We start from the raw sequence: 23,074 nt of genomic DNA on the forward strand, positions 1-23,074 counted from the left end.
ACCATGAACCGTTTTCAGCCTATCGGTTTTCAGGACTTAGACGATCTTTTTGAGTTTATACCAGACGAAGAACTGCAACTAGTCAAAGTGCTTAGAAATCTAGTTTATGATTGTATTCCTGAAGTTCAGGAAAAACTAAGTTATAATGTTCCGTTCTTTAGGTTGAAAAGGAACATCTGCTTCATTTGGCCAGGTTCAGTTCCATGGGGAGGAACTTTTGAAGGTGTTCAGTTCGGTTTTATGCAGGGTCACCTACTATCTCATGATGGTTATTTGGAAACTGGAAAAAGAAAGTATGTAAGAACAAAGATCTTTAAGAAGCCTCAAGAAATAGAGTTCGATAAAATGAGTGCCCTACTATTTGAGGCTTTGGAGATTGACCAAAAAACTTAGATTGAAAGAATTTTAGCTATTCTAAATTCATCATCATCCAATCGCTTAATAGTCTTAATAGCCTCGCCAATCGGAGTGTAGGAAATCTTATTGTTAATTACCCCAACCATTACTTTAGATTGACCTTCTCGAAGCCCCTCAACAGCCGCAACACCCATTCTACTGGCTAATACTCTATCAAGAGTAGTTGGAGAACCTCCACGTTGCAAGTGCCCAAGAACACTTACTCGTATATCATAATGCGGAATATGTTCTTTTACCTTTTCGGCAATATCATAAGAACTACCTAAGTGACAGCCCTCAGCAACTATCACCACATTGGAAGCCTTCTGGTTGGCCGCACCTTTCTTCAACCTACTAATTAAAGCATCAATACTCCAGTTATGCTCTGGAACAATCATGGCCACAGCACCTCCACCAATAGCAGAATTGAGTGCAATAAACCCAGCATCTCGGCCCATCACCTCTACAAAGAAAAGCCTCTCATGAGAAGAAGCAGTGTCTCTAATTTTATCAATGGCTTCTCTGGCTGTATTACAGGCAGTATCGTAGCCAATGGTAAAATCTGTACCAGAAAGATCGTTATCAATTGTACCTGGAATACCGATAACTGGCACATCAAATTCTTGGCTGAAGATATCTGCACCAGTAAATGAACCGTCTCCACCAATCACCACCAGAGCATCTAAGCCGTTAGCTTTGAAGTTTTCGTAGGCCTTAGCTCGGCCTTCCTTCGTTCTAAACTCCTTGCTTCTAGCCGAAAGCAAGAAAGTTCCTCCACGGCTTAAGATATTGGAAACTGACCTTACATACAGCTGCTCCATGTTTCCGTTAATTAGACCATCATAGCCTTTATAAATTCCAAAAACATCGATTCCGTAATAGATAGAAGCTCTAACTACAGCTCTAACCGCTGCATTCATTCCTGGGGCATCTCCCCCACTGGTTAGGACTCCAATTTTCTTAATCTCAGTTGCCATAGTTGGTTAAGTATAGCCAAAATTACTCTATTCCCTTAGATGTAGCAGAGTCAATCAGTCCGAATCACATGCAATCGATTGAAGAAAGACAAGCTTTGAAAAAGCTATAAACGAAAAAAGCCCAGCAAAACTGCTGAGCTTTTCGTAGTCCGTAGGGGAATCGAACCCCTGTTACCAGGATGAAAACCTGGCGTCCTAACCCCTAGACGAACGGACCAGATATTGCAGAGGAGGAGGGATTCGAACCCCCGGTACCTCGCGGTACAACGGTTTTCAAGACCGCCGCATTCGACCACTCTGCCACTCCTCTGGATGTGATCTCCCGTTTGGGATTGCAAAGGTAAGTGTAACTTTTTTATTTGCAAGCAAGTTCGCTCAAATATTATCTTCAGTTTTTAATTTTTCGAATTTGGCCTTATCCAAAGCAGCATTCATCTCGAAGCCTACTAGCAAAATAAGCGACAGAATGAATAACAAAAGCATGAGCACAATTAGCGCTCCTATAGACCCATAAAGCTTATTATACGTGCCGAAATTGTTGATATAGAATGAAAAACCGAAGAAAGCAGCCAAACAAGCCAGAGTAGAAAAAATAGAACCAGCACTAAAAAAATGCCAGCGCTCATGAACTGCCGGTGCGAAATAATAAATAAATGAAATTGCTATCTGGAAAACCAAATACAGTACTACAAACCGTAAAACAATGATTAGATCTAAAGAAATAACATCCTGAATGAATTCTCTGACTTTATTATCCTGCAATAATTGCTGTCCCACTACCAATAGCGCTATAGACACTATCACTGAGAGCGATAGAATAACAATGAGCATAGTGGCTATAAAACGCATTTTCAGAAACCCACGCGTTTCTTTGGTCTTATAACACGCATTGAAAGCATCCATTAGCGAACTCATACCATTGGTAGAAAGTATGAGCGTAAGAATAAAACCAAAAGAAAGTAAGCCCCCTCTTTGTTTGTTAATGATGTCATGAATGGTTGTATCTGCAGCAGCGTAAAGGTTGGCAGGCAGCAAATTCTCCATGAACCCAATTATCTCTTCATTTGTGACATCGGGGAAGAACATCTGAATGTATGGCACCAAAGTGAAGAGAAATATTATAGCGGGGAAAATAGCCATTGTAAAACTAAAGGCTACTGCATTTGCCCTACCTAGAATTTCATCGTCACCTATCTTTTGAATAAAAATAACCGTTGCATCATACAGCCCTACCTTTTCTTTTCCCAGCTTAATCTTCTGCAGAAAAGACACTAATCTTAAAAAGATAGGGTGACTCGTTACATATTTGATTATTCGATGCTTCATTCAAAATAAGGGCTCAGCTTCTTAAGCAGATACTCTGGGGCTTTACAAGGTCTATTGCTAGACATATTGATAAACACTAATGTTGTCTCGCCTTCATTCAGCTTATTACCATCAGCATCTAAAACTTCATAGTAGAAATACATCCTTACCGAAGGAAGGGCTTTGATGATTACGCGAATAGTTATAAGCTCATCATATCTGGCAGGCTTAAGAAACTTACACTTCAGGTCAGTAACAGGCATCATAATGCCATTTTCTTCCATCTCCTTATACTGAAAACCCAGCTGACGCAGCGCTTCAACCCTACCTACCTCATAATAGGTAGCATAGTTGCCATAATATGCATACCCCATCTGATCGGTTTCAGCATATCTAACTCGAACTTGAGTTTCGGCTACATACATATTACCTGTAGATTCTTCTGTTGTTTAAGGCTTGTTGAAAGAGTCTTGCATTGCGATTGTGTTCTGCCAATGTTTTGGCAAATCTATGATAACCAGAAAAGTCTTCCTTGGCGCACATATAAATATAAGAATGGTCTTCGTAATTGAGAACCGCATTCAAAGAACTTATGGAAGGGAGGTTAATTGGCCCCGGAGGCAAACCTCTATATCTGTAAGTATTATAAGGACTATCTACTTTTGTATCGGCAGTCAAAACCCTCTGAATGGCAAAATCACCTAAAGCGTATTTCACCGTAGGATCTGCCTGTAACAACATATTTTTATTGAGCCTGTTCAAGTATAGTCCTGCAATGGTTGGCTTTTCATCGGTCATAATGCTTTCATCTTGAACTATAGAGGCCAAAGCTGACACCTCCACTGGAGTTAACCCTAACTCTTCTGCCTTAGCTTTCTTTTCTGGTGTCCAAAATGCCGTGTACTCTTTGTTCATTCGCTCGAAAAGAGATTCAGCAGAAACCGTCCAATACACTTCATATGTATTTGGTATGAACATAGCCATCACATTTTCGCTGTTAAAACCATACTGCTCCAGATAGACATCATCATTCAAAAGGGCTTCAAATTCTGCAGGCTTCAACCCTATCCCTGATGTAATCTTCTCCGTTAAGTCAGATTTATACCGCACATTATTGAAGGTGATATTCACAGGTGTTTGGTCGCCAGACCTCAGCATTCTAATTGCCGCAAGGTTTGTCATTTTAGAATCTAATCGATAAACCCCAGGTTTAACAAGATCTGGATATTTCAATACCTTAGCTACAAAGCTGAATGAAAGCGCATCTTCGATGATCCCCTCATTATAAAGGTGATTTCTTAGAGAATCGAAGTTGTCGTCATAATCTATAAGTATCTCCCTTGGCTCAGCTTCCGTCAAAACATTGGCTCCGTAAAAGAGTTGATAGAAATAAAACGAAAACGAGGTCAACAACACTGAAAAAATGACCATCACCAACACGAAACGCTTTCTTTTCTTCATAAGGGCACAAAAATAGTGAATTTGTCCTAACTTCGGTTTTATTTAAATCTCATGTCTGCAGAGTACATTCGACTATATCCGGAAAACCCAGAATCGCATAAACTAGACCAAATAGTTGAGGTTTTGAGAGATGGTGGAGTAATCATATACCCTACCGACACAGTATATGGAATAGGTTGTGATTTTAGTAACTCCAAAGCTGTTCAGCGTGTTTGCCAGATCAAAAACACCAAGCCTAATGCACTTTCGATTATATGTTATGACTTGAGCGAGATTTCAGAATACACAAAACACCTGAGCACCCCAGTATTTAAAGTGATGAAAAAGGCTCTACCTGGCCCATTCACCTTTATTCTTTCTGCCAACAGTAACGTACCAAAAACACTGAACGCCAAGAAAAAGACTGTTGGAATTAGGGTTCCAGACAACAACATTCCGAGAGAATTAGTAAAGAGGCTTGGCAAACCAATTATCACCACTTCTATAAGAGATGAGGACGAAGTAATTGAATATTCTACCGACCCTGAACTGATCTACGAGAAGTACGAAAACTTAGTAGACGTTGTGATTGATGGAGGGTATGGCAGTAACGTTCCCTCTACTGTTGTAGACTGTTCTGGCGATTACTTCGAAGTAATTCGAGAAGGCCTAGGAGATATTGAAGCCTATCTGTAATGAATGTTCTGATTGAATCACAATACTTGCCTTCGGTAGCATACTTTACCCTTCTGGCTCATTCAAACCAAATATGGATTGAAGCACATGAAAGTTTCGAAAAACAAACTTACCGAAACAGATGTGAAATATTGGGTGCGAATAACATTCAAAGGCTGACCGTTCCTCTCCACTCAGCTAATAGTGGCCTCCCTATTCAAAAAATGAGAATAGACCACAGACAAAAATGGGTTAATAACCATTGGAGATCTATTCAATCGGCCTATGGAAAGGCACCCTTTTTTGACTACTATTCCGATTATATTCACCAGGAATTATTCAAACCTTCAGAAACCATTTTTGAACTAAACAGTAGGCTTCTGACATTATGTCTTAAAATGCTTGGGCTGCAGAACAAATTAAATTTTACTGAAAAGTATGATTTAACTCCAGCAAAAGACATTTTTGATTACAGGTCGGTTATTCATCCTAAAAAGGAAACTGAACAGCTGGCATGGTTTCGGCCAGAAACGTACTATCAGGTTTTTGGCAAAGACTTTGTACCTAACATGAGCATTCTGGATTTATTGTTTTGCATGGGACCCGATTCCCTAGTGGTTTTAAAGAAATCAGGTGTATTCTAAGAAACAATAGGTTTTTGAAAGCGTTTTCTATTAAATCTCGGGCTTATCTTGTTATATTGATTTGAGGTTTAATAGCCAAACATTAGACCAATAGAAAGGCGTTAAATGGAAGCAAAATTTTCTAATAGAGTAAAGGAAGTGATCTCCTTGAGTCGGGAAGAAGCCTTGCGCTTAGGCCACGACTATATAGGAACAGAGCACTTGCTTTTGGGGATGATACGTGAGGGTGAAGGAGTAGCAGTGAGCATACTCAAGAAACTCGGAACTTCTTTAGAGGAGTTGAGAGAAGCAGTTGAGCGTGCTACAAAAGGAACGGCCAATCATAATGTTAAAAACTTGGCCAACATTCCACTGACAAGACAATCTGAAAAGGTCTTGAAAATCACTTACCTAGAAGCTAAAATTTTCAAAAGTCAATTAATCGGAACTGAGCACCTATTGCTTTCAATCTTAAGAGATGAAGACAATATTGCCACTCAGATTCTTGAGAAATTCGATGTGAATTATGAAGTAGTGAAAGAAATGTTGGAATATCAGACTGACAACCCAATAGCTTCTTCAGATACAGAAGACCCTGATGATGATTCTTCAAGAATGTTCAGCAGCGGTGGTTCTGGAGGAGGTTCTTCTGAAAGATCTTCTGGTAAAGGTTCAGAGAAATCTAGAACTCCTGTACTAGATAACTTTGGTAGAGACCTTACCAAGTATGCAGAAGAAGATAAACTCGACCCAATTGTAGGTCGTGAAAAAGAAATTGAGAGAGTGGGCCAAATTCTTTCGAGAAGAAAGAAAAACAACCCTATTCTAATCGGTGAACCAGGTGTAGGTAAGTCAGCCATTGCTGAAGGTCTTGCCCTGAGAATCATTCAGAAGAAGGTATCTAGAGTTCTCTTCAATAAGAGAGTAGTAACTCTTGATTTAGCTTCGCTTGTAGCAGGAACAAAATACAGAGGTCAGTTTGAAGAGAGAATGAAGGCCGTAATGAACGAGCTAGAAAAATCTCCAGAAGTGATTCTCTTTATTGATGAGCTACACACCATTGTTGGAGCAGGCGGAGCATCAGGCTCTTTAGACGCCTCTAATATGTTCAAACCAGCATTAGCTAGGGGCGAAATTCAATGTATTGGTGCTACTACCCTAGATGAGTATCGTCAGTACATTGAGAAAGATGGTGCTTTGGCCAGAAGGTTTCAGCAGGTAATGGTAGACCCTACCACTCCTGAGGAAACTATTCAGATTCTCGATAACATTAAGGAGCGTTATGAGGACCACCACCATGTAAATTACACTGAGGAGGCCATCAAAGCGTGTGTTTCTTTATCTGACAGATATATATCTGATAGATTCTTACCAGATAAGGCTATTGATGTTCTGGATGAGGCTGGAGCCAGAGTTCACATCAACAACATTCACGTTCCTGAAGAAATTGTGAAGCTCGAAGAGTCTATCGAGGACATTAAGAAAGAAAAGAACAGAGTTGTGAAGAGTCAGAAGTATGAAGAGGCTGCACAACTTAGAGATAAAGAGAAGAAGCTAATCGATCAGCTAGACAAAGCGAAAGCTCGTTGGGAAGAAGAAAGCAAATCGAAGCGATATGTTGTCGATGAAGACAATGTTGCTGAGGTAATTGCTATGATGACGGGTATTCCTACTAAACGCGTTGCTCAGAAAGAGCAAGCCAAGTTGGTAGGCATGTCTGAGCAATTGAGCGGTAAAGTGATTGGCCAAGAAGAGGCGATTAAGAAACTTACCAAAGCCATTCAACGAACTAGAGTTGGTTTGAAAGACCCAGCTAAGCCAATTGGAACATTTGTGTTCCTTGGACCGACTGGTGTTGGTAAAACTGAATTAGCCAAAGTGCTTGCTACTTATCTATTCGACAAAGAAGATTCTTTAGTGAGAATTGATATGAGTGAGTACATGGAGAAATTCTCGGTATCGAGATTGGTTGGAGCGCCTCCAGGCTATGTTGGTTACGAAGAGGGCGGTCAGCTTACTGAAAAAGTAAGACGCAAGCCTTACTCTGTAGTGCTTCTTGATGAGATTGAAAAAGCTCACCCAGATGTATTCAACATACTTCTCCAAGTTTTGGATGATGGTATTTTGACCGATGGCCTTGGAAGAAGAGTAGACTTCAGAAACACCATCATTATCATGACTTCAAATATTGGTGTAAGAGATCTGAAAGATTTCGGAACAGGAATCGGGTTCTCAACACAGCTGAAGCGTGACAATGAGGATGCTATGATTAAGGACACCATTCAGAAGGCCTTGAAGAAAACCTTCAGCCCTGAGTTCCTTAACAGACTTGATGATGTAATCATCTTCAATTCACTTTCTAGAGAAGATATTCATAAGATTATCGATATCTCTTTGAAGAAGCTATTGAGCAGAATTGAAGCAATGGGTTACGAAATTAAGTTGACTGAAGCTGCAAAAGACTTCTTGGCAGACAAAGGTTTCGACCCGCAGTATGGTGCAAGGCCTTTGAACAGGGCCATTCAGAAATATTTGGAAGACCAAATTGCTGAAGAGATTCTGAAAGGAGATATCAATGAAGGCGATACACTTTTGGCAGATCACACGAAAGATGCCACAGAGCTGACTATCAAGATCAAGAAAAAGAGAAAGTCTTCTAAGAAGAAAGAAGAGGAAGAAGGTTCTGCAGAATAGCAGCCTATTTCACAGATATACAGAGCCATGTTCGTACTTCGGACGTGGCTTTTTTTATGCTCAAAAAACGATGAGGACTCCTTATGAGCCCTCATTCTTCAACCAAAATATATAGTATTTAACTATAAATTCATTCTTCATTAAATGGATCTGAAAACTTCACATCAGTGATAAATTCTACATCAGTAAGTGTTCTAAGAAACGCTACAAGAGCAGCTCTTTCTTGAGGGTTCAAATTCATTCGCCTTACATTACCATTATTGACCCTTAATCTTTGGTCTAGGTTGGGATTGTCTTGAATTCCACGGTCATAAAACCCGAGGACCTCCTCTAAAGTTTCAAACCTTCCATCATGCATATAAGGAGCAGTGAGTGCAATGTTCCTGAGAGAGTTAACTTTAAACTTTCCATTGTCGCGCACAATGCCAGTAACAGCGCCCAAGCCTAAATCAATATTCATTGCATCTAGGCCGTTGTTACGTGCTTCATCTCCGCTAAACGTAACTGTTTCATGGCAAGCAGAACACTGTGTTCTCCCACTAAAGAAAAGGTCTTTGCCCAGGTTTTCTAATTCCGTAAAGTTTGGAAAGTCAATCTCTTCATTGCCATTTACAGCGACCAAACCTTCGTCAAACTGAGATTGATATGACACCATGGAGCGAACAAATTGAGCGAGCGCATTGGCAACTCGGCCGGTGGTTACCGATTCGCTTCCAAAAGCCTCCAGGAAAAGAGGCTCATAAAATGTCTGATCTTGAATTTTCGAAACCAGTTCATCTAAAGTCAGTCCCATTTCTACTTCATCTTGAATAGGCATCAAAACTTGTTCTTCCAAACTACCAGCTCTTTCGTCCCAGAAAAAATGGCCGTTATCATAGAACCTCGCATTGGCTAAGCCCATGCTGTTTCTTCCTGTTTCTCCACCTTCAAAGCCTAGACTTAAGGTTCTATTATCCGAAAATCCGCTAGACTGAACATGACAAGACGCACAGCTTACAGTATTATTTGCACTCAAAGCCTTATCATAAAAAAGCACTCTCCCTAAGGTAGCACCAGCGTCTGTTACCAGATTATCGACAGGAGTATTATCAATCGCTCTAACCTCATTAGTTACAAAATGAGCTGGCAAGTCTATATTGGAGTAGTTGTAGGGCTCATCTGGTAAGCTGATCACCTCTGAAAAATCACTATCTAGATCAAGATCTTCACCTTCTTGCTGACAAGCAAACATTGATGCGCTGGCCAAAAGCATTATTATCCATTTCTTTCTCATCCACATAAGTTTTAGTTCTACTTTGACTAAAACCCACAGATCTTACCGCATTTATTATTGTTAACTGAGTAACTAAGAATTAGCATAAACGCTCCTTCTTTGGTCGGTTTTTCCTCATAATCAACAGAAATTAAGCCATTAAGACCGCTGGGTTTGTCTTTAAATCCGGCTCACTTGGAATAACCCCACCCCCATCTTCAAATAAATTTTCAAGCAGATAAAAACAGCTATTAAACATCTGACCTACTCCCCCTTTCCTTGCTAGTTCAATCGCTCTATGCAATGGTTTGCGAGTAGCTAAAGGCAGGAAATGTTAAATTGGACTAAGCGCATTCGCGCTTTGTGCGTAGATTTATCCCGAACTATTACCATAAATATTGAGAGCACCATTTATCATAAGCGGGAAGCCAGTTATGCCTGGCGAAGAAGCAGTAATCAATGTGAATATTGCACGTTTACCTTCCCATTCAGATATCAATTTGAAAATTACTGTAGCCCGAGCCGTAGAAGATGGCCCAACTTTATTGCTCAGCGGTGGGCTTCATGGAGATGAGATAAATGGAGTAGAAATTGTAAGGCGAATCATTGAAAAAGATCAGCACAAGCCTAAAATCGGAACAGTAATCTGCATCCCCATCATCAACATGTTTGGCTTCATCAACTTTAGCCGATACGTGCCCGATGGAAAAGACGTAAACCGCTCATTTCCTGGAAACAAGAATGGCTCTTTGGCCGCCAGAGTTGCCCATTACCTCACTAATAACATCATTCCTAAAATAGATGTGGGTATAGATTTTCATACAGGTGGTGCTGAAAGGACTAACTATCCGCAGATTAGGTGTGTAATGAAGGACCCTAAGAACAGAGCGATTGCAGAAGCATTTGAGCCTCCATTTATTCTGAATTCACCATTTAGATCAAAATCGTTAAGGCAAACAGCCGCTAGAATGGGTAAGCACATTTTGGTATACGAAGGAGGTGAATCTACCCGATTCGATGAACATGCCATTCAGGTAGGAGTTAATGGTGCTATGCGAGTAATGAAACATTTAGGCATGCGCGAAAGAGCTCCTGAACCTCTGCACAAAACACAAGTTATATATCATTCCTCTTGGGTAAGGGCTAAATACTCAGGTATCTTTTTATCTCAAGTAAAATCGGGAGAGCTAATAGAAAAGAATCAAATCATCGGCTACGTAGCGGAGCCATTTGGTTCGTTCAAGCATAAAGTTAAGAGTCCCGCAAACGGCTATGTCATCGGGCTCAACAACAATCCAATTGTGCATCAGGGCGATGCTATTATGCACATAGGAGTTAACAAATAATCATTAGGTTGAAAGGGATGTGCTTTTTTGACTCATAGAATCGAGACAAAAAGCAGGAAGCGAAAAAAATAATACGAAGGATGGAAAAGGAAGCGACACTTTTAGAAGATTTGTTAGGTCTCATTAAAGACAAGAATGAAGCAGCCTTACACGACTTAATAGAGCGTCTAAAAACTGAAGACTTGGTGTATGCCTACAATAGGTTTTCAAAAGATGACCAGGCCTCCTTAATCAACCTTTTGAGCCCTGAAGATGCCGCCACTCTCCTTGAGAGAATCCCACAGAACCAGGCAGTTGAAGCCATTGAAAACGCAGAAGTTGAAACAGCAGCTTCCATCCTAAATGAGCTTTATAGTGACGACCAAGTAGATATTCTTGCCGAGCTAGATTCTACAGATGCGGAGGCCATCCTGGATGAAATGCTTCCGGCAGAAGCGGAAAACGTAAGGCGACTGATTCAGTATGATCCTGAGTCTGCTGGTGGGTTAATGGTCACTGAGTATCTGGCCTTTGAGTCTGACATGACGGTTGGACAAACCGTTAAGCACCTGCAAGAAAAAGCCGAAGAATATGAAGACTATCATGTGCAATACATCTATGTAACTAATAACAACAGGTTTGCAGGTGTGCTTCAAATGAGAGATTTACTGCTCTCTCGCCCTAATACCAAGCTTTCTAGCATTGTGATTAGAAATGCCTTTTCTATGCCTCCTGAAGCAAGCTTGGAAGACCTCATTAGCTTCTTCGATAAGTACGACTTTTTTGGCGTGCCCATTGTAGATGGTGAAGATCAGCTTTTAGGAATAGTACTTAGGAAAGATCTAAGAGAGGCCGAATCTGAAAGATCGAACTTAGAATTACTAGAAACCCAAGGTATTGTTGGTGGTGAAGAGCTGCGTTCTATGCCTGTTTTGCTGAGGTCGAAAAGGAGACTTTCGTGGCTTTCGGTAAACATCTTACTCAATATTATAGCTGCCAGTGTTATCGCCTTTTATCAAGATACTTTGGAAGAAGTAATTGCATTAGCTGTTTTCCTTCCAGTAATCTCAGACATGAGTGGCTGCTCAGGAAATCAGGCCGTAGCAGTGAGTTTGCGAGAGCTTTCGCTGGGCTTGGTAAAGCCTTATGAACTAGCTCGTGTACTCTGGCAAGAAGTTAAAGTGGGACTAATTAACGGAACCGTGCTCGGTATTTTGATTGGTATAGCGGCTTACATTTACATGGGCAATGCTTATCTCGGCCTGGTAGTTGGAGGAGCTTTAGCAATTAACACCGTTGTCGCAGTTAGTATTGGGGGTACAATTCCTCTCTTCTTAAAGAAGATGAATACCGACCCTGCCTTAGCCTCAGGTCCAATTCTAACCACTATTACCGATATGCTAGGCTTCTTCCTAGCCCTAACATTTGCCGGTGCAGCGATGAACTATTTGGTGTGAGGGAATTAAATTGACATTAGTAGTGAGCACGTAAAAGGATTCACCTGACAAAAGTGCTAATTTATGCTTGAGTTATTTTAAACCTAAAAGTATTAGAATGGCAAGGGATGATGTTTTCTTTTTCACACAAAATGAACTAGTGAATGAACTAGAGAAACTAATTATTGAGTCAAAAAAGGAATTGTGGTTATTTACACCATATATAAACCTTAATCAGAGATTTGAATACGCCCTAAGAAAGCGAATAGACTCAAGTAACTGGAAAGTTAAGGTTTTGTGTAGGTCAGTACAGGAAAAAGACTTCGCTCTAAAAAGTCAGAAATTATTTTGTGAACTACCCAATATTGAAATTAGATCCAATGAAAATCTTCATGCGAAAGTTTATGTAAATGATTTCGATATACTTATAACTAGCATGAATCTATACTCTCATTCTATACTTCATAATATTGAATTTGGAGTTAAGATTGGCTATAATAATAAGGGAATCATTGGAAACCCTATTGAGAGTTTAGGTGAAATAGCAACGGATACTGCAGATTTAATTTCAAGAAAGCTCTTAGGTAAAACTAAAATTGGAGTCGACCCATTCAAAGAGTTGCCACATTTGTTTAGAATCTCGAAACCAGAGTTTAAAAAAGAGAATGGGGTAATTATTGAAGACAACCTACCTACTGGCAAGCTATCTGCAACAAAGCTTTCCAAGAAGCTTGGGATCTCTAAGTCTGATTTTGACCAAAAGATTAAATCACTAGGCTTAGTTGATGATAAAGTAATCACTTCGAAAGGTAAGTCAGCAGGTCTATCAATGAGGGTCTGGAAAAAGGAAAATGAAACCTCAAAATATATTGTCTACCCCGAAGATTTGGACTTGGATAAGAGTAATTAGGGAACCAGTCTTATCTGATGTTTGAATATAAATCCGAACTATTTGGTATAACAGACCATTAATTAATCAACCAATTACCCAATTAACTAACCCATGGCACGTACTCCTTCAAATATGCTACCGCTGGGCACTCAGGCACCCGATTTCAAACTTCCTGATGCTGTTTCCGGTAAAACGGTGAGTCTAGACGAACTGAAGTCAGACAAAGCAACGGTGATTATGTTTATCTGCAATCACTGCCCTTTTGTAAAGCATGTAGATGAGGTCATTGTATCACTAGCTAAAGATTATCAAGCCAAGGGAGTTTCTTAGGAAGTAAAATAAGGAACAGAAACTTTAGTAAATATTGCTCAATGATTTTTATTAGTTCACTAACCTAAAGGCGTTAGCCTTTAATTCAATTTCATTTCTCGATATGCCAATTTCTTCAGCCCTTAGTCGCCAATTACTTACTGCCCCTTTGATTTGATCAATAATTTTCTTGGCCTCATTCTCCTTCAGCCTAAAATAAGGGATCACTTCCATAGCCAAATCCAGATCTAGGGCATTATCGTATTCAGTGATGTTCAATTTTAGTCCGGTGCCCGTTTCTACTGGGTTGATATCATAGGCCGGAGATAAAATCCAGCCAGAATTTGTCAACATAAAACCATGATTTCTCAGATGATCGTCAGTATTGGAAACACAAATACTAAAAACAATCCTTCTCCATAATTCCGCCAGATCTTCTTTAACCTTTGCCCCTGAAGCAGTAATAAAATCTACCAATTCAAGGTAGCTAACCCCTTCTTGGTGAGATGCCCCGTCTGCATACCCCAACATAGTCATGGCGGAAGCAAAGTGCAGTCTCTGTCCCTGACCTGTTCTGTCGAACCTCTTGGCCAAGAATGTATGATGCTGCGATGAAAATGTTCTGGCCTGAGCTTCTGCCATGTTGATCCCTGATTCAATTGCTAATTGATAGGTTACCCATTCCCATGCACCCGTATTCTCATCATCATATTTACTGGGGAATTTAGCTATCCACAAATGTCCATTTGGATCGACTACACTAGCCTTAGGTCTGGCACCCCCCAAGGAAGAACCAGGTGCTATCAGCATATTTAACCAATTAAGATAATCAGGGTCATCAACCGCATCATCCTCTTCCAGTTTTAAGCTGATCTCTTCTAATTGTCGAATGGAAGTCCATGGAGGAGATGCCAGATTTCTATCATCGCTTAAAAAAGGGCCATCATCTAACAGCTTAAATCGCAAAGCTCCCATCCTATGCTCATCATACACCCCTAGTAAATAATCCGTTTCAAAGAGCGTTTGGAAAGGCCTTTTCTCCTGTCTGGCGATAGCCGCCTCCTTCCTGCGCATTAATACGCGCCCCCAACGATCCGGTGACGAATCTGTAAATACCCCAAAGTTGGGTTTAGTACCTTCTGCTAGGTATTGCCGGCCTGCAAAAAGCTGTAGGTCAGGATCAATCACCTGAGCATACGGGTTGCTCAGCCAGTTTTGATGATAACTAAATGAAAATACTTCATTGCCCCGTACCCGATCAGAGCTCAATACCCCCATGAATTGAGGCTCTCCCAAGGGTTCCCAATCGGCATAAACCAAAATTTCTCTATGGTATGTGGAAGCTGGCATTTTTATCGTTTTGGGGCTCTGTTTTTTACATTAAGATTAGCATCTTGAATTTTTCTACCCAATTCATCATCACTTGCTAAGTGTAGAATGTCACTTTCTAATCCCAAAGCTTTGAGTACATTCAAAAGATTACCAATTAAAGTCCCAGGATACCCATTCTCAATTTTAGCAAGTGTTCCTCTATTAATTCCGGCACGCTCTGCTACCTGTTCACTACTTAGCTTTCTTCTAAGCCTGGCAAGTTTTATCTGTTCACCAACACCCTCTAATAGTCTTTCAAGTTTAGGTGTTAACACTGGAGTCTTCATAACAATAATGATTACATGAGTATACAAATATACTATTTTATGAATACTCAATACATCATTAAAAACTAGTACTCATGATTAGAGCGTTTATCCATCCGATACAATTGTTGTAAGCAACTGCATCTTCATTAATTTTGCCTAATATTTAAAATAATATCCGATTCTTCAGAAGAACCTTGACAGTATGGGTACAACCCATTGCCTGAGCCACTTTTTTTAAAAACGCTTGAACCATACACATCATTAACTGATTAACTAATCAACCAACTACCAAATTAACTAACCCATGGCACGTACTCCTTCTAATATGCTACCGCTGGGCACTCTGGCACCTGATTTCACTCTTCTTGATACTGTTTCTGGCAAAACGGTGAGTCTGGATGAACTGAAGTCTGACAAAGCAACGGTGATTATGTTTATCTGCAATCACTGCCCTTTTGTAAAGCATGTAGATGAGGCCATTGTATCGCTAACTAAAGATTATCAAGCCAAGGGAGTTTCTGTTATTGCCATCAGCTCAAACGATGTGGAGAACTATCCGCAAGACTCTCCTGAGTTAATGAAGGAAGAAGCGGAAAAAGTGGGTTATACCTTCCCTTACCTTTACGATGAAACCCAAGAAGTAGCCAAAGCTTATGATGCTGCCTGTACTCCAGATTTCTACGTATTCGACAAAGATTTAAAATGTGCTTACCGTGGTCAGTTAGATGATTCACGTCCTGGCAATGACAAGCCAGTTACAGGCAAAGACCTGCGAGCCGCTTTAGATGAAATATTGGAAGGCAAAGAAGTTTCCGCTCCGCAAATCCCAAGCTTGGGCTGCAATATTAAGTGGAAGTAGTAACATCCCCTTATTCAAACAATTACACTATCTTTGCGTAACTATAAATAGCACAGCAGTTTACCATGAAAACAGTAACGAGTAAAAAATCTAGTAGAACAAACAGCCCATCAAGCAAGGCTTCAAAGAACTCTAAGACTTTTACTCTAAAAAAACTCACACAAAGAGAAGTAGAGGCCAATAGAAGTTCGGCTTATCCTTATACATTCTAATACTTGCTTTACCCTTACGAATTTACACACACAGGAAAACGGAAGGAAAAACAGTTCGTCCGGCATCAGTTTAGTTTCAAAACTAAATACAATAGAACCTATATTGTTTACGCAGATGAATTTGACAGTGAAATGTTCATTGTCAAATTCTTTTTAAAGAACCACAGACACTCCAAGAATAGATTTAGACTAATGGCTAATGATTTTGATGCCAAAAGAGTGCTTGACACATGCATATCAATTGCTGGTCACATACTGAATCTATCCCCTCGAGCATCATTTGGTTTTCTAGGAGAGCCTAGGATTGGGGAGCCTAGGTACAGAACCAAGCGGTTTCTGGTCTACCTCCTCTACGCAGCAAGACACTATAACCCTATTGACTGGGAGCACTATACAGATGAAAATATTAGCGGCTACTTTTTGCTAAACACCCAAAATACTACCCTTAATATTCAATACGTTCAAGAGGTTTTTAAAGATTACATTGAGGTAGATTAATCTTACCGCCTTCTATTCGCCAACAACGGTGGCGGCTCTCCATTAAAAGGGTTAAATCGGCTGATGGTTTTTGCCTCCATACCATAGGCCCTAAGCACACTCCGGTCACCATGTTTGTCACGGATTTTATCCATGGCATGGTAAAGGTTGATAATCTCTTCATTGTCTTCGAAAAGGTTAATCTGCAAACCTCCTTCCACCAAATGACTAAAGCGCACCCCAATTAAGCGCACCAACAATCGCTTATTATAAAGCTTATTGAAGAGTTCCAATGTTTTAGGAATCAGTACATGGTCTGCAGAAGTGTAAGGAATGCGCGATTGCAAGGTGTAAGTATTGAAATCGGAATAACGAACCTTCACCGTTACGCAAGCCGTAAGTTTAAGCCCCCTCCTCAACTGAAAAGCTAAGTTTTCTGCCATAGCCAACAGAATACCCTTCAGTTTATGAACATCAATAGTATCTTTATCAAAAGTTCTTTCTGTAGAAATAGATTTACGCTCGCTGTATGGTATAACAGGAGAATTATCTAGTCCATTAGCCTTTCTCCAGATGCTCACACCATTTTTACCTAACACCTTTTCCATCAGCTCAACAGGCATCTCCTGAATGGTTTGTATCTTTTTAACACCAAGACTGTAAAGAGTCAGTTGGGTCTTTTGCCCCACCATAGGAATTTTACTAATAGAAAGGGGAGCTAAAAAGGGCTTTTCCAAGCCATTGTCTACCCTAATTTCATTATCGGGCTTTGCTTCTCCAGTCGCCACCTTCGAAACCGTTTTATTCCTAGAAAGACCAAAAGATATAGGAAGACCCGTTTCCTTTTTTATTCGCACCCTAAGCTCTTTAGCCATCTGATAGCTACTGAAAAATTTATCTAAACCCGTAAGGTCTGCATAAAACTCATCAATGGAGGTCTTTTCATAAAGAGGCACAGTTTCTTTAATAATTTCTGTAACGGCTTCAGAATGCTTAGTGTAAGCACCCGAATTCCCTCTAATTTGTATAGCATCGGGGCACAGCTCCTTAGCTCGCTTCATGGGCATTGCAGAATGCACACCATAAGCTCGTGCTTCATAGCTACATGAAGCCACAACTCCCCTGTCGGAACTTCCACCAATAAGTATAGGCTTCCCTACCAAACGGTTATCATATAACCGCTCAACCGACACAAAGAATGTGTCGAGATCCAGATGTAAAATCGTATTCTCCACTGCTTAGGTTGTTACAGAATTAGAACCCAAATCTAATTATTTTAGTTTACTATTTTTATTAGTAATTTAGATAAAAATTTACGCGCTTTGATTTCGAATTCATCCATATACTATTGCCTGATTGTCATTAATCCTGAAAATCAGATTTGTCAAGACATTAAGGCTATTAAAAGAAGTTTTAAGCTTAAGCATGGAGAGTATGGGGGCTATGGATCAACAGCTCACATCACTTTAAATCGTGAGTTTTTAGATGGTAAAGAACTCAAGAAATTTATAAACCGCTTAAAAGAAGAACTCTCTACTTATTACACGTTCGACTTACACCTTAACAATTATGATTTCTTTTTCGAGAGCAACACATTCTTTGTCTCTATAGAAGAGAGTTCTCACTTAGCAAACCTTCAACGGCTCATCACAACACAGCTTAAGATGATTAAACCGATTTCATATCTAGGTCGCTATCGCTTTTCTCCTCATATGACTATAGGAAGAACTCTTAGCCATAGGCAGTTTTCGGAAGCATATTATGAATTTGAAAGACAGGTCTATTCTAAAAAATTTAGAGTAAACGACATTGCCATTCTGTACAGTCAAATAGGTGACTCCCATTATGAGAGCTTATACTTACCTCTTAAGAATGAAGATTGGGCTGTAGTTTATTGATTATGTACCTCAACACCCACTCATATTACAGCTTTAAATACGGCACTATAAATACCAAATCACTGCTTGAAATTATGCAGCAAGCAGAGGTAAATACTTTTGCCCTTACCGATATTAACAGCACTGCCGCTAGCATCAACTTTGTCCGACTAGCTCCTAGGTTTGGGATTAAGCCGGTTTTAGGAATAGACTTTAGAAATGGGGCAGATCAGCTTTTTGTAGCTATTGCGCAGAACAATGAAGGCTTCAAAGAACTGAATGATTACTTGTCGAAATATCTGCACAGCAAGGAAGAAATTCCTCCGAGAGCTCCAGCATTTCAGCATGCTTTTGTGGTTTATCCTTTTAGCAAGTACACAGGCTTTGAGCTAAAAAAATTAGAGTTCATTGGAGTAAAACCCAAAGACCTACCCAAGTTGGTTTACCCGCCTCACCAAATGGATAAACAGAAATTGGTAGCCATGCCCACTGCTACTTTTCGCAGTAAAATAGATAAGGAGACAGGAGAACGTGTAGTTATGAAACGCGACTTCAATGCCCATCGTCTGCTAAGGGCCATCGACAAGAACACCTTGTTGAGTAAACTACCCAAAACCGAAGAGGCCGACCCGGGAGATTTCATCTACCCGACTGAGGAGTTGAAGGAGGTTTATTCCGCCCACCTCTATATGCTTGAGAATACGGAAGAGCTACTTAGTCAATGCCACATTCACTTCGACTTTGAAGGAGAGAACCTAAATAAGAACCTCAAGTCTTTTACCGAATCGCCAGAGAAAGACTACCAAGAACTGGAGAAGCTCTGTGAAGAAGGGCTTCCCTACCGATACCCTAATCCATCTGAAAAAATTAGAACCCGAATTAAAACGGAGTTGGATGTAATCAGGCGGCAGGGCTTTATGTCTTACTTTCTCATTAACTGGAAACTCTGCAAATATGCTCGAGAGAAAGGCTATTTCTACGTTGGCCGAGGCAGTGGCGCTAATAGCATTGTCGCCTACCTATTACGCATTACCGATGTAGACCCAATTGAGCTCGATTTGTATTTCGAGCGATTCATCAACCTCTATCGCCAAAACCCACCCGATTTCGACATAGATTTCTCATGGAAAGACCGAGAAGATATTACGCAGTTCATCTTTAAAGAATTTCAGCATGGAGAAGGCGGAAATGTATCGCTCCTTGCTACCTATAGTACTTTTCAGTTTAGGGCAGTTATCCGCGAACTAGGAAAAGTACTTGGCCTACCCGCCCATGAAATTGAACATATTCAGGCCACCAGCTACAATCAGCTAGACGAAACCCAAAAGCTGGTGCTTCGCTACGGAAAGTACATCGAGGGCTTCCCTAGCCACCTCAGCATTCATGCCGGAGGCATTCTCATTTCCGAGAAACCCATTCATTATTACACCGCCACAGATCTTCCCCCGAAGGGTTTCCCTACCACCCATTTCGATATGATTATTGCTGAAGATATTGGCCTTTATAAGTTCGATATTCTGAGTCAACGAGGCTTGGGCAAAATCAAAGACAGTCTAGACATTATCGCTAGAAACCACCCTGAAGATGAAGCGATAGATATACATAACATCGCCAAATTCAAGAAAGACGAACGCGTAAAAACCATGCTTAAAGAAGGGAAAGCCATTGGTTGTTTTTATGTGGAGTCGCCCGCCATGCGGATGTTGCTGAAAAAACTCCGAGTAGATGAGTATTTGGGCTTAGTGGCAGCCAGTTCGGTGATTAGGCCCGGAGTAGCAAAATCGGGCATGATGCGCCAATATATTCTCCGCTTTCGCGAACCTGAAAGAAGAAACGAAGCTCACCCTAAGCTGCGCGAAATTATGCCAGAAACTTATGGCGTAATGGTTTATCAGGAAGATGTAATAAAAGTTGCCCACATGTTTGCCGACCTCACTCTAGCCGAAGCCGATGTATTGAGAAGAGGCATGTCTGGCAAATACAGGTCGCGCGCAGAGTTTCAAAAGGTTCAGGAAAAGTACTTTGTCAACTGCCAGAAAAAAGGCTACTCACTTGAGCTAGCAAAAGACATTTGGCGACAAATTGAAAGCTTTGCTGGCTATGCTTTTGCCAAGGGGCACTCAGCCAGCTATGCCGTAGAAAGCTACCAAAGCCTCTACCTCAAAGCCTATTATCCGCTAGAATATATGGTAGCCACTATTAATAATGGCGGTGGATTTTATAGGGTAGAACTCTATGCTCACGAAGCTTTTATGCATGGAGCCGACATACAGGCACCTTGCGTAAACCAAAGCGAACAGCTTTGCACTATTTATGGCAAAAGCATATTTATGGGCTTTGCCTTTATTAGCGAATTAGAGCACAGCACCATGGAGGCTATACTTGAAGAGCGTTCTGAAAATGGTGTATTCATGAGCTTCGATAACTTTATGAAACGAGTACCCATTTCTCTAGATCAGCTCAGCCTACTAATACGCATCAATGCCTTTCGCTTTACGGGCATTGGCAAAAAAGAGCTGCTTTGGGACGCTCACTTTAGGTTGGGGAATGGCAAAAAATCACGCCCTGAGAAAATGCTTTTCGACTTTGGGGTGAAGCGCTTCCAAATTCCCGAACTCAGCTATGACCACCTAGAAGACGCTTTCGATCAGATTGAACTCCTTGGTTTTCCGCTTGGTAACCCTTTCGATATGCTTAAAGATCGGCCTGAAGAAGAAGTAATGGTTCGAGAAATGGGGCTACATAAAAACAAGGAAGTAACAATGGTTGGTTACCTCATCCACATTAAAAACACCAACACTTCTGGCGGCAAGCGTATGCAGTTTGGTACTTGGCTAGACCGAGAAGGGCATTTTATAGACACCACTCATTTCCCCCCAATAGCTGCTAAGTATCCTTTTAGAGGAAAGGGTATTTATGAGCTCAAAGGAAAAATTGTGGAAGAATTCGACTTCCTCAGCATGGAAATTACAGCCATGCGAAAGCTGCAGTACATTCACGACCCAAGGCTTGCCACCGAAGCCAGGCATGCAACTATGGGCGTTTCGAGCTAGTTTCTGAAGTCTTAAAACTCACCACTTCAGACCAGTCGCTCCAGTTTAAGTTTTGATCTCTGTATCGAACTCGCACGTAGTAAGTAGTATTAGGTTTTAATCTCTCAGTTACCTTTTCATCGGTTAGATCATCCCCTTCTTGTCTATTCTCTTTGTAGTACCAGTTTTCATGCTGCTTCCAACTATCGAAAACCACTCTTTCAAAGCCTGTATTCTCAGCAATTTGCCAATTACTAGCCGCATGGAATGCTTCGCTCATATCGCTTTGGAATTGAGAAGCCTTCAAAGTTAAATTAAGTGGATTTACACTTGAGCTTTCAGAAGGGAAGTTTAATGAAGGCTGCTGAGGTTTAACGCTCAACCTAAAAACAGTTACACTATCTGTGAGCACATTGTCTTTTGGATTTTCCTGATTACCTCGGCTAATTCTCTTAACTGTGAATTTTGGATTGTCTGCATTTCCTTCAACCTCTACCATTACAAAACCATATTCATCTTCTGTAACTGTAAATTCATCGTAGTCCCTTCCTTCAAATTCGCCCCAATTATCAATAGCTCCACCAGCAGTAGCAACATTTATCCAAAGGTGTTTATGGTCTCTAGATTGCCCTCTAGAATAGCCATGAGTATGACCAAAGAAATGCACACTCGGCTTACCTGTTGCGGTAGAAAAATCTTCTAGCATCTTTACAATTTTTCCGGAGAAATCAGTTTCGCCCGGAATCCACAACTCAGACTTATGTGGGTGATGCATTTGAGCAAAAACAAAATCGATGTCGTCATTCTTAGCTGTTTCTGCCAGCACATTTTTCAGCCAACTCAATTGCTGACCAATATCGCGGTAACCATCGTTAGAATCTAAACCAATAATTCTGGTGTTTCCGTAATCTTTAAACCACCAATGTTCAGCATAGGCCCCAGTTCCATTTTCTGGTAAGCTGAAATACTTGAAGTAAAACAGTGAGTTCTGTTCGTGATTACCCAAAACCGGATAAACTGGAACTTGAGTAAATAAATCTTTCGCAGGTTTAAAAAAATGCTCTTGCCACTGAGAATAAACAGAACCTGTAACCACTAAATCGCCCGGAATCATAACTAAGGCTAAATTCTCGGGCACCTCACCTCCATAAGTATCTTTCATGTATTTGAGCACTCCTTCATTCACCATTTCAGCAAACTTTTCTGGCTCATTATGGTCTCTTTGCATGTCGCTCATAGCCACCATATTGAACGAAATATCGTCTTTAGGAAAAGGAGGCGTTTTGAACTGATAAATATCTGATCTCAGCCCATCGGTAATTACTCGGTAGTAATAGGTAGTCAGCCTTTCAAGCCCAGTAAGCTGCACCTCATGAATTCTCGACTCGCCAAAATTTATGCTTTCAGCCTTGCCCTTGGCTTTATTTCCTAAACGGTTGGTCTCGCCCCATTCCACCACACTCTCTTCACCAAACGATGTTTCCCATTTGATAACAATGCTGTTTGGTTGAGCATCTTGTAGAAACGGATAGACCAAAAATGTTGGTTTTTTCTGTGCAAAGGCACACAGCGGAGCAATTAGCAAAACAGTAAAAAAGAGCTTTCTAAACGAAAGAGGCATGGTTCTAAAAATAAAAAGTGATCGAAAGAGAA

The 23,074-nt window shown here is 40.6% G+C and carries 21 protein-coding genes and 2 tRNA genes; 12 read left to right on the forward strand and 11 right to left on the reverse strand.

The annotated features are described in order from the left end of the window. Positions 1-3: 3 nt before the first annotated feature. The gene (locus T7867_RS02715; protein ID WP_322299811.1) at positions 4-393 is read left to right on the forward strand and encodes a DUF1801 domain-containing protein; all 390 of its coding nucleotides are present in this window, start codon (positions 4-6) and stop codon (positions 391-393) included. Here the strand turns inward: T7867_RS02715 and pfkA are convergent. From pfkA to mltG, 6 genes are all read right to left on the reverse strand, one after another. Then, a complete protein-coding gene (gene pfkA / locus T7867_RS02720) occupies positions 390-1,373 on the reverse strand; it encodes a 6-phosphofructokinase (protein WP_068215522.1) in 984 nt (327 codons plus the stop codon). The genes T7867_RS02715 and pfkA overlap by 4 nt on opposite strands. Before the next feature lie 145 nt (positions 1,374-1,518). Further along, positions 1,519-1,590: transfer RNA gene (locus T7867_RS02725), tRNA-Glu, on the reverse strand. A gap of 8 nt (positions 1,591-1,598) precedes the next feature. Further along, a tRNA-Ser gene (locus T7867_RS02730) sits at positions 1,599-1,683 on the reverse strand. Between the two features lie 65 nt (positions 1,684-1,748). Continuing rightward, positions 1,749-2,699 carry a YihY/virulence factor BrkB family protein gene (locus tag T7867_RS02735; protein ID WP_273277374.1) on the reverse strand — a complete coding sequence of 317 codons (951 nt, stop codon included), beginning with the start codon at positions 2,697-2,699 and terminating at the stop codon, positions 1,749-1,751. Beyond that, positions 2,696-3,103: an acyl-CoA thioesterase gene (locus tag T7867_RS02740; protein ID WP_273277372.1), complete on the reverse strand. Its 408-nt coding sequence runs from the start codon at positions 3,101-3,103 to the stop codon at positions 2,696-2,698. The genes T7867_RS02735 and T7867_RS02740 overlap by 4 nt, the downstream gene beginning before the upstream one ends. A gap of 1 nt (position 3,104) precedes the next feature. Then, on the reverse strand, positions 3,105-4,139 hold the full coding sequence (mltG, locus tag T7867_RS02745; RefSeq protein WP_273277370.1) for an endolytic transglycosylase MltG: 1,035 nt from the start codon (positions 4,137-4,139) through the stop codon (positions 3,105-3,107). A 51-nt stretch (positions 4,140-4,190) separates the two neighbouring features. Here mltG and T7867_RS02750 point away from each other — a divergent pair, with 51 nt between their 5' ends. From T7867_RS02750 to T7867_RS02760, 3 genes are all read left to right on the forward strand, one after another. Next, complete coding sequence (locus T7867_RS02750; RefSeq protein WP_288339466.1) at positions 4,191-4,814, forward strand: L-threonylcarbamoyladenylate synthase; 624 nt, start codon at positions 4,191-4,193, stop codon at positions 4,812-4,814. Next, entirely contained in the window at positions 4,814-5,437 is a 624-nt protein-coding gene (locus tag T7867_RS02755) for a WbqC family protein (protein ID WP_322299812.1), read from the forward strand. Before T7867_RS02750 ends, T7867_RS02755 begins: the two co-directional genes overlap by 1 nt. Before the next feature lie 105 nt (positions 5,438-5,542). After that, entirely contained in the window at positions 5,543-8,110 is a 2,568-nt protein-coding gene (locus T7867_RS02760; protein ID WP_068215532.1) for an ATP-dependent Clp protease ATP-binding subunit, read from the forward strand. 130 nt (positions 8,111-8,240) lie between these two features. Here the strand turns inward: T7867_RS02760 and T7867_RS02765 are convergent, their stop codons facing one another. Further along, positions 8,241-9,383, reverse strand: coding sequence for a cytochrome-c peroxidase (locus T7867_RS02765; RefSeq protein ID WP_068218380.1), 1,143 nt, complete (start codon positions 9,381-9,383; stop codon positions 8,241-8,243). A 377-nt stretch (positions 9,384-9,760) separates the two neighbouring features. Between T7867_RS02765 and T7867_RS02770 the strand changes: the two genes are divergently transcribed. The 4 genes from T7867_RS02770 (at position 9,761) to T7867_RS02785 (ending at position 13,345) form a co-directional block, all read left to right on the forward strand. Continuing rightward, positions 9,761-10,708 carry a succinylglutamate desuccinylase/aspartoacylase family protein gene (locus T7867_RS02770; RefSeq protein WP_317038742.1) on the forward strand — a complete coding sequence of 316 codons (948 nt, stop codon included), beginning with the start codon at positions 9,761-9,763 and terminating at the stop codon, positions 10,706-10,708. Between the two features lie 80 nt (positions 10,709-10,788). Next, entirely contained in the window at positions 10,789-12,144 is a 1,356-nt protein-coding gene (mgtE, locus tag T7867_RS02775) for a magnesium transporter (protein ID WP_068215536.1), read from the forward strand. Between the two features lie 97 nt (positions 12,145-12,241). After that, complete coding sequence (locus T7867_RS02780) at positions 12,242-13,033, forward strand: phospholipase D-like domain-containing protein (RefSeq protein ID WP_068215537.1); 792 nt, start codon at positions 12,242-12,244, stop codon at positions 13,031-13,033. Positions 13,034-13,126: 93 nt separating this feature from the next. Continuing rightward, positions 13,127-13,345: a redoxin domain-containing protein gene (locus T7867_RS02785; RefSeq protein WP_084375525.1), complete on the forward strand. Its 219-nt coding sequence runs from the start codon at positions 13,127-13,129 to the stop codon at positions 13,343-13,345. 51 nt (positions 13,346-13,396) lie between these two features. Here T7867_RS02785 and T7867_RS02790 read toward each other — a convergent pair whose 3' ends face one another. Together T7867_RS02790 and T7867_RS02795 are read right to left on the reverse strand one after the other, a co-directional pair. Then, a complete protein-coding gene (locus T7867_RS02790) occupies positions 13,397-14,674 on the reverse strand; it encodes a type II toxin-antitoxin system HipA family toxin (RefSeq protein WP_068215538.1) in 1,278 nt (425 codons plus the stop codon). A gap of 2 nt (positions 14,675-14,676) precedes the next feature. Further along, positions 14,677-14,982, reverse strand: a complete 306-nt coding sequence (locus T7867_RS02795) for a helix-turn-helix domain-containing protein (RefSeq protein WP_068215539.1) — start codon at positions 14,980-14,982, stop codon at positions 14,677-14,679. Positions 14,983-15,268: 286 nt separating this feature from the next. Here T7867_RS02795 and T7867_RS02800 point away from each other — a divergent pair, with 286 nt between their 5' ends. Further along, positions 15,269-15,823, forward strand: coding sequence for a thioredoxin family protein (locus tag T7867_RS02800; RefSeq protein ID WP_068215540.1), 555 nt, complete (start codon positions 15,269-15,271; stop codon positions 15,821-15,823). A 404-nt stretch (positions 15,824-16,227) separates the two neighbouring features. After that, positions 16,228-16,533 carry a hypothetical protein gene (locus T7867_RS02805; protein WP_157717466.1) on the forward strand — a complete coding sequence of 102 codons (306 nt, stop codon included), beginning with the start codon at positions 16,228-16,230 and terminating at the stop codon, positions 16,531-16,533. A 2-nt stretch (positions 16,534-16,535) separates the two neighbouring features. On the opposite strand, the gene dinB is transcribed toward T7867_RS02805, so the two are convergent. Then, the gene (dinB, locus tag T7867_RS02810; RefSeq protein ID WP_068215546.1) at positions 16,536-17,747 is read right to left on the reverse strand and encodes a DNA polymerase IV; all 1,212 of its coding nucleotides are present in this window, start codon (positions 17,745-17,747) and stop codon (positions 16,536-16,538) included. 87 nt (positions 17,748-17,834) lie between these two features. On the opposite strand from dinB, the gene T7867_RS02815 reads away from it, so the two are divergent. Both T7867_RS02815 and T7867_RS02820 read left to right on the forward strand, forming a co-directional pair. After that, on the forward strand, positions 17,835-18,410 hold the full coding sequence (locus tag T7867_RS02815; protein ID WP_068215549.1) for a 2'-5' RNA ligase family protein: 576 nt from the start codon (positions 17,835-17,837) through the stop codon (positions 18,408-18,410). A 2-nt stretch (positions 18,411-18,412) separates the two neighbouring features. Further along, positions 18,413-21,442 carry a DNA polymerase III subunit alpha gene (locus tag T7867_RS02820; RefSeq protein ID WP_068215551.1) on the forward strand — a complete coding sequence of 1,010 codons (3,030 nt, stop codon included), beginning with the start codon at positions 18,413-18,415 and terminating at the stop codon, positions 21,440-21,442. On the opposite strand, the gene T7867_RS02825 is transcribed toward T7867_RS02820, so the two are convergent. Beyond that, positions 21,423-23,042, reverse strand: a complete 1,620-nt coding sequence (locus tag T7867_RS02825) for a fibronectin type III domain-containing protein (RefSeq protein WP_068215552.1) — start codon at positions 23,040-23,042, stop codon at positions 21,423-21,425. The two genes, T7867_RS02820 and T7867_RS02825, sit on opposite strands and share 20 nt — an antisense overlap. Between the last annotated feature and the right edge of the window lie 32 nt (positions 23,043-23,074).

The organism is Roseivirga spongicola, from assembly GCF_034376045.1.
GTDB lineage: Bacteria > Bacteroidota > Bacteroidia > Cytophagales > Cyclobacteriaceae > Roseivirga > Roseivirga spongicola.